Here is a 9292-nt window from a genome sequence, read left to right on the forward strand (position 1 = left end):
GACACGTTCGGCAAAAAGAAACGTGAGCTGACGCTGTCGATCGCGGCGCTCGAGGAAGAGTTGGCGAGACAGCCGGACCCGGCCGAAATCGAGGCGAACCGCATGCGTTTCCTCGAACTGGCAAAATGTCTTGCGCAGCTTCATCTTCAGGGCACGGAGGCTGAAAAGCGCGAAATCGTCGAAAACGCCTTCTCGAACCGGACGGTGGTCGGAAAAGCCGTCGAACTGAAGCCACATCAATGGCTTCAACTGCGACAAACTACTCCATGCGTCTTCTATGGTGCCCATTATCGGAACACATATCGAACTCAGGGTGACAATGGCGGGCTTCAGTCTTTGGCAAAATTGCTTGATATTAGAGCGTTTCGGATTGCACCTGAATCGGGAGGGAGTCCCGAGACGTCTGATCTGTGATTATGGGATGGCTCGCCCTTTTCGGCGGCGACCTTTGTTATGGTCGCCTTGGTCAAAAGGGAAAGGAGCGGACCAATGTCGCTTGTTACTCTTGGGATTGATTTGGACAAGACGGTTTGCAGTCTTGTCGGTTTGGACGCGGCCGGTACGGCTGTCATTCGAAAGCGTCTGCGGCGCGCAGGCCTTGTTGCCTTTGTCCTGGACCTCGACCGATGCGTGGTTGCAATGGAAGCGTGCTGTGGCGCGCATCATTTGGGGCGTGTTTTTGATAGCTCTGGTTTTGATGTTCGGCTCATGTCGCCGGAATACGTCAAACCCTATGTGAAGGCGCAGAAGAATGAAGACCGCGACGCGGAGGCGATTTCTGAGCCGCAACGCGTCCTACAATGCGGTTTGTCCGGATCAAGACCCAGGAGCCTGACAGTTGAGCGGCGGCGGCAAAAACTGGAGAAATTGAATGGTCGTGAAAGACCGTTGTGATTATGAGGATGCCGGCGCGCGAACCCCATCTTGGCCAGGGCAAAACCCTGAGACCGGATACGTTGATGCAGACTGCGCAGAGTTTGATCCAAAAATACCTTGCAGACCGGGCGGGCCATACATTCATCCTGTTTGGGAGGATTGATCATGTCAGCACCTTTGCCATTGGCACTTCGAAGGCAGTTTCAGAGATTGATTGAAGAAGGGTTAAACGGGCGAGCGACGGCACCGGATTTCAGCATCGACACATAGTTCGGATTCGGAAACCCCGCCTCGATCGCGATGTCGCGCTGGGTCTTCTTGGCACTCAGTTTGAGAATACGCCGGTCGAGGAATTTTGCGAGCCGGGTGTTGGCGTGGGGGTGCCTCTTTTTCGTCATGACTCTGGCACTCCTAAAGACGCAGCACTGCACTGCTGTCTTCGTTATTGCAGCGGCGTGATCGGAAGTGTGTTGGATTTGGGTGGATTCTATCTTTCTGCCACTCAGCATCCAATCATGAAGCCAGATTGGCGTCCAATATTGCTGCCCTCGAGCTGAGTTGTCTGGCGTTGCGTCGTCCTCGCGTAATGCAGCCGTGATGGGCCAGCATATACATTTTTGCGATTTTGCTTCAGACCAGCGTCGGGCTTTGTTCGCAAAGTGCTGGCAGCTCGGCCAGCAGGGCCGCGTGCAGGCGTTCCTGTTCGGACACAAGGTTACGGATCGTGAAGAGCGCCGCCAGCCGCGCCTGCGCCTCGGCATAGGCAGCGGGATCGGGGGTCAGCGCGGCAACGGCGGCGGCGGCGTCCTCGGGGGAGAGGCCGTAGAGGTTCAGCCAGCTGCCCTCGGGCACCAGATCGCGCACCCGGTGGTCCGGCCCGGCGATATAGAGCGGCCAGCCCCCCACCGCGAAGGCGTCGAAGAGCTTTTCGGTGACATAGGGCGCGGCATGGGTGTTCTCGATCGCCGAGAGCACGCGCACCGCCCCGTCCAGCTCGAGCAGCTTTTCCATGTGCCAGTCGCGCAGATCGCTGCGCTGGACATTGCCCTCCCAGCCGTGGCCGCGGCAGGTGACGTCCAGGCCCGCCTCGATGCAGGCCAGCGCGATGCGGGTGCGCCGGGCCGAGAGGCCAAAGACATCGTGGCCCTCGAATGCGCGGTCGAATTTCTCGTTGCGGCGCTTTTCGGCCATGAAGACGATATCGCGGCTGCGGTCGAAATGCGCCTGCCAGTGGGCGGCGCCGCGCGCGGCGTTCTGCGCGAAGCGCAGGGCGTAGCGGTTGAAATAGCTGCGGTCGGTCAGCAGGAAATAGGGGATGCGGTCGAAGGCGAAGACCGGGCTGGTGAAATGGTTGAGCCAGGTATAGGGCAGGGGCCCCCGCGCGGTGTCGTGGATCTGGTCGCGACGGAAGGGGTCGCCGCCCCAGATGGTGTCCCAAAAGGGTTCCTCGCTGAAGAGCACCAGCCGCTGATGCGCGCCCAGCCCGGCGCGCAGGGCGTCGCCATGGGTGTCGAGGTCGCGGGGATGGGCGATCAGCACCAGATCCGCCGCGCCGGGATCGTCCGTCAGCTCCAGCGCGCCGGCGGTCAGCGCCTGGATGGGTGCATAGGCCAGCGGCTGGCGGTGGCCGTAATCTCCGGCGATATGGATGCGGATCATGCGCGCGTCTCCTCGGCGTATGGCCCGCGCGGTGCCCGGGCGCGCGGTGCGCAGTGAATGCGCACCCTACGTGTCACGCGCCACCCGTAGGGTGCGCATTCATTGCGCACCGTTCCTCAGCTGCGGGCATAGACGTCCTCATAGCGGATGATGTCGTCCTCGCCCAGATAGCTGCCGGTCTGCACCTCGATCAGCACCATCGGCACCTTGCCGGGGTTCTCCATCCGGTGCACCGCGCCCAGCGGGATGTAGACCGACTGGTTCTCGGTCACCAGTTTCACATCCTCGTTCACGGTGACCCTGGCGGTGCCTTCGACCACGATCCAGTGCTCCGACCGGTGGTGGTGGCTTTGTAGGCTCAGTGCCGCGCCCGGGTGCACCACGATGCGCTTGACCTGAAAGCGCCCGCCGATGACCAAGCTTTCGTACCAGCCCCAGGGCCGGTAGTCGCGCGGCAGCTGCACCGCCTGGCTCGCCCCGCGCGCCTTGAGCGCGGCGACCGCTTCTTTCACCCGCTGGGCTTCCGATTTATGCGCCACCAGCACCGCATCGCCCATGGCGATGGCCACGATGTCGCGCAGGCCGATGCCCACCAGCTCCAGCCCTTCGGTTTCCGACCGCAGCAGCGTGTCGGAGCAATCGATCGCCGTGGCGCCGTCAGAACAGACGTTGCCCGCCGCGTCGGGCCCGGATTCCAGCCATACCGCATCCCAGCCGCCCAGATCCGACCAGCCCCCGGCATAGGGCATGACCGCGAGGTTGCCGGCCTTTTCCATGATCGCGTAATCGATCGAGATATCCTCGATCCCGGACCACGGCCCGGCGTCCAGACGGGTAAAGCCCAGATCGCTCTGCGCGCCCTCCAGCGCCGCCTGCACCCCCGCCATGAGCTGGGGCGCATGGGCCTCGAAGGCTGTGCGGATCGCAGCGGCGGTAAAGAGAAAGATGCCCGCGTTCCACAGGAAATTGCCCGCCGCCAGCATCTCGGCGGCGCGCGCCGCATCCGGTTTCTCGACGAAGCGGGCGAGCTTTTGCGGGCTGGCCGCCTGCGCCTCGGCCCCCGCCGCCAGTTCCAGATAGCCGTAGCCCGTCTCGGGCCGGTCCGGCGCGATGCCGAAGGTCACCAGATCGCCCGCCTGCGCCCGCGGCACGGCGCCCTGCACGGCGGCCCGGAAGGCATCCGCGTCGGGGATGACGTGATCGGACGGTGCCACCAGCATCAGCGCCTCGGGGTCCTGGCGTTCCAGGTGCAGCGCCGCGGCCAGGATCGCGGGGGCGGTGTTGCGCCCCTCGGGTTCGATCAGGATGCTCGAGGGCACCTGTTCGATCGCCGCCAGCTGCTCGGTCACGATAAAGCGGAACGGATCGCCGGTGACGACCATGGGCGCTGCGAAGCCGTCGCCGCTCAGCCGCCGGGCCGAGGCCTGAAACAGGCTTTCGGCGCCCATCAGCCGGGCGAATTGCTTGGGGTAGGATTTGCGCGACAATGGCCAGAGCCGGGTGCCGGAGCCGCCGCAGAGAAGAACGGGTGTGATCAAGAAACTGCTCCCTGCGCGTTTGGGATCTGGGTTCACGGGATAACGAAGGCCCGGCGCGTTGGAAAGCACCTTTGCCCCGCATCCGGCGATTTGCGGCGCGGGCGCCGGCGCACCGGCCGGGGCGCGCGGCCGGGCCCGGCCGCTCAGACCGCGTCGGGAAAGCGGTCCATCAGCGCGCAGAGCACCGCATCGCCCGTCTCGGTGAAGTTCTTGCCGGCATTGGGATAGGAGGTGAATTCGCCAAAGACCACGCCCTCGGCCGCGATGTAGAAATCCAGCCGCATGAAGACGCCGATATCGCCGGCGATGCGCGTGGCCAGATCCATCAGCGCCGCGAAATGCGGCGGGCGGGGGATCGGGTCGGCGGCAGCGTTGCTGGTCTGGAAATCGTCATAGGGCCGCCAGTCGCGGTCGTAGAAGCGGTGCCGCGTCGGGCCGTTGCGGTCGACCATCTGGATCACATGGGGCGCGCCGCCGGCCACATAGACCTTGAAGTCGCGCGGGATCGGGTAGGCCGGATCGTAATCCGCGATCAGCGCCTCGGCCAGGATCCGCGCACCGGGAGCCCTGGCCAGCGGTTTCGCAAGCCTGCGCGCGGCAAAGGCCCGTCTTTCCGCCCGCGGCACCGGGGCGCCGCGCAAAAGCTCGCGGTCGCCATCGAAAAGCATCACGCCTTCGGCATTGGCGGCGTTGTCGGGCTTGATCACCACGCGGTCGGGCAGGGCGGCGGCATCCAGCCAGGCGATGTCGGAGACCTCGGCATAGCGTTCGGGCAGCGGCAGTTTCATGCGCGTGGCATAGGCCCGCATCGCGGTCTTGTTGACAAGCTGCGCGATCTCGCGCCGGCGCGACTGGAGGACCGGGTCGGGATGCGGATCGGCGCCGTGGTACCAGCGCGCCAGTCGGGCGTCCATGCGTTGCTTGAAGCGGGCCTCGGCCATCTCAGCGAGGTTTCCCCGTTTGCGGCCGCGCAGCAATCATCCCCGGATGTCCCCCCGGTTTTCAAGGAACCACGCATAGGTTTCCGCGATCCCCTGTTCCAGCCCGATGCCCGCGCGCCAGCCCATGTCCGCGAGGCGGCTCACGTCCATCAGCTTGCGCATCGTGCCGTCGGGTTTCGTGGGGTCAGTCACGATCCGGCCTTCGAAGCCGGTGACCCGCATCACCATCTGCGCCAGTTCGAGGATCGACACGTCGGTTCCCGACCCGACGTTGATATGGCTCAGCATGGGTTCGGTGTTGGCCTCGTAGGTGTCCTTCGGCAGGTCGAGCACGAAGAGGCTGGCCTCAGCCATGTCGTCTACATGCAGAAATTCGCGCCGGGGCTTGCCTGAGCCCCAGATCGTGACGCTTTCGGCGCCGGCCTCGGCCGCCTCATGGAAGCGGCGGATGAGTGCGGGCAGGACGTGGGAATTCTCAGGGTGGAAATTGTCGCCCGGCCCGTAGAGGTTCGTGGGCATCACCGAGCGGTAATCGGTGCCGTGCTGGCGGTTGTAGCTTTCGCACAGCTTGATGCCGGCGATCTTGGCGATGGCGTAAGGCTCGTTGGTGGGTTCCAGAACACCAGTCAGTAGCGCGTCCTCGCGCATGGGCTGGGCCACGGCGCGCGGATAGATGCACGAGCTGCCCAGCTGCAAAAGCCGCCGCACCCCATGGGCGAAGGCCTGATGGATGACGTTACATTCGATCATCAGGTTGTCGTAGATGAAATCCCCCGGATAGGTGTTGTTGGCATGGATGCCGCCCACCCGGGCGGCGGCCAGGATCACCACGTCGGGGTTCTCGGCGGCCATGAAGGCGGCCACGGCGGCCTGGTTGGTCAGATCGAGCTCGGCATGGGTGCGGGTCACCAGCGTCAGATCCTCGCCCGCGTCGGCGCGCGCCTGAAGCCTGCGCAGGATCGCGCCACCCACCATGCCGCGATGGCCTGCGATGTAGATCCTGGTCATGGGCCGCCTCCTCAGCCGTTTTCCAGACTGACTGGCACGTCGTGGCCATGCGCCTTGAGCAGCGCGTGGCGCTGTGCGGCCTTCAGATCCTCGGCCACCATCTCGGCGCACATCTCCTGCACGGTGATTTCCGGCACCCAGCCCAGTTTCGCCTTGGCCTTGGCCGGGTCGCCCAAGAGGGTCTCCACCTCTGCAGGGCGGAAATATCGCGGGTCGATGCGCATGATCACGTCGCCCACCTTCAGCGCCGGGGCCTTGTCGCCTTCGATCGCCGTGGCGGTGGCGATCTCATCCACGCCCGTGCCGGAGAATTCCAGCGTCACGCCCAGCTCGGCCGCCGACCAGGTGATGAACTGGCGCACGGAATATTGCACGCCGGTGGCGATGACGAAATCCTCGGGCGTGTCCTGCTGCAGCATCATCCACTGCATGCGCACGTAATCCTTGGCATGACCCCAGTCGCGCAAGCTGTCGATATTGCCCATATAAAGGCATTGCTCGAGCCCCTGGGCGATATTGGCCAGGCCCCGGGTGATCTTGCGGGTCACGAAGGTCTCGCCGCGGCGGGGACTCTCGTGATTGAAGAGGATGCCGTTGCAGGCATAGATGCCGTAGGCCTCGCGGTAGTTTACGCAGATCCAATAGGCATACATCTTGGCCACCGCGTAAGGGCTGCGCGGGTGGAAGGGGGTCTTTTCGGACTGGGGGATCTCCTGCACCAGGCCGTAAAGCTCGGACGTGGAGGCCTGGTAGAAGCGGGTCTTCTTTTCCAGCCCCAGAAAGCGGATCGCCTCCAAAAGGCGCAGGGTTCCGATGGCGTCCACGTCGGCGGTGTATTCGGGCGCCTCGAAGCTGACGGCGACATGGGATTGCGCGCCCAGGTTATAGACCTCGTCGGGCTGCACCTCGGAGAGGATCCGCGTCAGGTTTGAACTGTCGGTCAGATCGCCGTAATGCAGTTTCAGCTTGGGGCGGATTGCATGCGGATCCTGGTAGATGTGGTCGATCCGCTGGGTGTTGAAGAGCGAGGCGCGGCGCTTGATGCCGTGCACCTCGTAGCCCTTTTCCAGTAGGAATTCCGCGAGGTAGGAACCATCCTGGCCGGTGATGCCGGTGATGAGTGCTTTTTTCATCTTTTTAACTCCTCAATCGCAGACTTCAGTTAGGAAATTCCGGTTGGTTTTACCTACCTACGCGCTAAAAATCAGCAATTGTCTGGAATGGCAATAAGCCTCCCAGCCATTCTGCGTTGAAGCTGCGGTGAAAGTGCGCCGATCGTCCTGCCCGTTCCTGCTTGTTCCTGTGGATGCCGGTTGACATAACAAACCCTGGGGTCTGGCTGGCCCTTTCCAGCCGCCCGGACCCATTGTGGCAAGACGAAGGGCACGGATCATGCGGAACTCGAACGAGGAGGCGGAAGCCAGTCTGTCCGATCTGCTGGAAAGTGGTGGGCGCATGGTCGTGCATTACAAAGGTCTGCACATTCCCGTCGATTACCAGAAAGGCGTAAGCGACCGGGCAATCTTCCTGTTTCACGCGGCCGCCAAGCGCACATTGCGCGAGATTCCTTTTTCCAAGGCTTTCTACCGAACACCGACGGGGCGCATCAATTTTCGATTTCCGACCCGACGATGCTGGCGACGGAGATTGCCGAGGCGGGGTGGTATTCCGGTGCGGCGGGCCAAAACATGCAGGGAATCCTGCGCGCTTTCTTTGCAGAGATCAGGACACGGTTGAATGTCCGCCGCCGGGTTTACGTGGGAGCCTCGTCCGGTGGATTCGCAGCCCTGCTCTATTCCCACGCGGACCCGGGCAGCATCGCGGTCTCGGCGATACTTCAGATCGTACTGCGCAACCATTATAGGGTTTCGGTAAACCGCTACCGGCATGAATGCTGGCGAGACTGCGCGACCATTCCAGACATGGATGACAAGGCCAATTTCGATCTCGCAGCACTTTATGGCAAGGGTTTTGAGAACAACGTGATTTACGTCCAGAGCGGCGGCGACCGGTTTCACATGATCAATCACCTGGCCCCGTTCCTTGCGGTGATGGACGAAGAAGCGATGTCGCGGGTGGTGTTCGATATCGGATTCTGGGGCAAGCTTGGCCACAGTGGCGCCACCCCAACCCCCGCTTTCCTGCCCTGGGTCGAAGCGGCTCTGACCAGTGAAGAGATGACAGCTGATGCACTGCTGGAAACCCGGTTCGACCTGCTGAAGCGGGATATGAAATCATCCCGGATCGCCGCCCCCGAAACGGTTACGCCCCCTGCCCCGGGACCATCCGCGGACGACCTCAGGCTCAACCGTCCGGTCCGCGATTACCTGCTGCTGGCAACTGACAGAAAAGAGCCCGTGTGATGCCCTCCGACAACCCCGACCGATCGCAACCGCCCAAGGCCTTCTGGCGCCGCGCCATTGCCGAGCGTCACTACAGCGATCTTGAGGAACTGTGGGGCCCGATTCCGCTGACCCGCTCGGACCGGATCGCCACAGCAGGAAGTTGCTTTGCCCAGCATATCGGCAACAACCTGCAGCGTCGGGGGGCGACCTTTCTCGATCTGGAACCCGCCCCGCCTGTCTTTGCCGACGAGGCTGAGGCGCGGCGCTTCGGCTTTGGCGTCTATTCCTGCCGCTACGGCAATATCTACACCTCACGCCAGCTTTTGCAGCTGTTCGACGAGGCTTTCGGCCACAGAACGCCCACCGAAAGGGTCTGGGGCCGCGACGGGCGATTCTTCGATGCACTGCGCCCCAGTGTAGACCCGGTCGGGCAGGAGGATGCCGCCACCGTCTTGGCTCTGCGCGGCCAGCATCTGGGCCGCGTACGCGAGATGTTCCGCCATCTCGATCTGTTCGTCTTTACCATGGGGCTGACCGAGGGCTGGGAAGCCGTGGCAGACGGCACGATGTATCCGGCGGCGCCGGGCACGATCTGCGGCAGCTTCGACGCGGAAAAATACCGGTTTCACAACCTGCGCTACGGCGAAATCCTTCAAGATATGCAGGCCTTCTGGGAGCGCCTGAAAGGCGTGAATCCGCAGGCGCGCATGCTGCTGACCGTCTCTCCAGTGCCGCTGACCACCACCGCCACCGGCGGCCATGTGCTGACCGCCACCACCTATTCCAAATCGGTGCTGCGCGCGGTGGCCGGAGACCTGGCCGCCGATCACGCCGAGATCGGTTACTTCGTCGGGTTTGAACAACGCCTTCAGGCGGACTGAAGGCGGAGATTTTGTGTGGTGGGCGTGTGCAGGTCGGCGAACAA

At 63.3% G+C, this 9292-nt stretch carries 8 protein-coding genes and 2 pseudogenes; 4 read left to right on the forward strand and 6 right to left on the reverse strand.

What is annotated here, in order from left to right:
* Together RXV88_RS22470 and RXV88_RS22475 are read left to right on the forward strand one after the other, a co-directional pair.
* Positions 1 to 414, forward strand: a pseudogene (locus RXV88_RS22470) (hypothetical protein); the annotation flags it as partial.
* 75 nt (positions 415 to 489) lie between these two features.
* Positions 490 to 827 (forward strand): annotated as a pseudogene (locus RXV88_RS22475) (IS110 family transposase); the annotation flags it as partial.
* 252 nt (positions 828 to 1079) lie between these two features.
* On the opposite strand, the gene RXV88_RS22480 reads toward RXV88_RS22475, so the two are convergent.
* The 6 genes from RXV88_RS22480 to gmd form a co-directional block, all read right to left on the reverse strand.
* A complete protein-coding gene (locus RXV88_RS22480; protein ID WP_316295902.1) occupies positions 1080 to 1274 on the reverse strand; it encodes a hypothetical protein in 195 nt (64 codons plus the stop codon).
* Between the two features lie 232 nt (positions 1275 to 1506).
* Positions 1507 to 2535 carry a glycosyltransferase family 10 domain-containing protein gene (locus RXV88_RS22485; protein WP_316295904.1) on the reverse strand — a complete coding sequence of 343 codons (1029 nt, stop codon included), beginning with the start codon at positions 2533 to 2535 and terminating at the stop codon, positions 1507 to 1509.
* Positions 2536 to 2651: 116 nt separating this feature from the next.
* The gene (locus RXV88_RS22490) at positions 2652 to 4073 is read right to left on the reverse strand and encodes a mannose-1-phosphate guanylyltransferase/mannose-6-phosphate isomerase (RefSeq protein ID WP_316295905.1); all 1422 of its coding nucleotides are present in this window, start codon (positions 4071 to 4073) and stop codon (positions 2652 to 2654) included.
* A gap of 143 nt (positions 4074 to 4216) precedes the next feature.
* Positions 4217 to 5014, reverse strand: a complete 798-nt coding sequence (locus RXV88_RS22495) for an ATP-grasp fold amidoligase family protein (protein ID WP_316295906.1) — start codon at positions 5012 to 5014, stop codon at positions 4217 to 4219.
* Positions 5015 to 5050: 36 nt separating this feature from the next.
* On the reverse strand, positions 5051 to 6022 hold the full coding sequence (locus RXV88_RS22500; protein WP_316295908.1) for a GDP-L-fucose synthase: 972 nt from the start codon (positions 6020 to 6022) through the stop codon (positions 5051 to 5053).
* 11 nt (positions 6023 to 6033) lie between these two features.
* The gene (gmd, locus tag RXV88_RS22505; RefSeq protein WP_316295910.1) at positions 6034 to 7155 is read right to left on the reverse strand and encodes a GDP-mannose 4,6-dehydratase; all 1122 of its coding nucleotides are present in this window, start codon (positions 7153 to 7155) and stop codon (positions 6034 to 6036) included.
* Between the two features lie 498 nt (positions 7156 to 7653).
* Here gmd and RXV88_RS22510 point away from each other — a divergent pair, with 498 nt between their 5' ends.
* Together RXV88_RS22510 and RXV88_RS22515 are read left to right on the forward strand one after the other, a co-directional pair.
* Complete coding sequence (locus RXV88_RS22510; protein ID WP_316295911.1) at positions 7654 to 8385, forward strand: hypothetical protein; 732 nt, start codon at positions 7654 to 7656, stop codon at positions 8383 to 8385.
* The gene (locus tag RXV88_RS22515; protein ID WP_316295912.1) at positions 8385 to 9248 is read left to right on the forward strand and encodes a GSCFA domain-containing protein; all 864 of its coding nucleotides are present in this window, start codon (positions 8385 to 8387) and stop codon (positions 9246 to 9248) included. The genes RXV88_RS22510 and RXV88_RS22515 overlap by 1 nt, the downstream gene beginning before the upstream one ends.
* Positions 9249 to 9292: the final 44 nt, after the last annotated feature.

Source organism: Aestuariicoccus sp. MJ-SS9 (assembly GCF_032586235.1).
Classification (GTDB): Bacteria; Pseudomonadota; Alphaproteobacteria; order Rhodobacterales; family Rhodobacteraceae; genus Aestuariicoccus.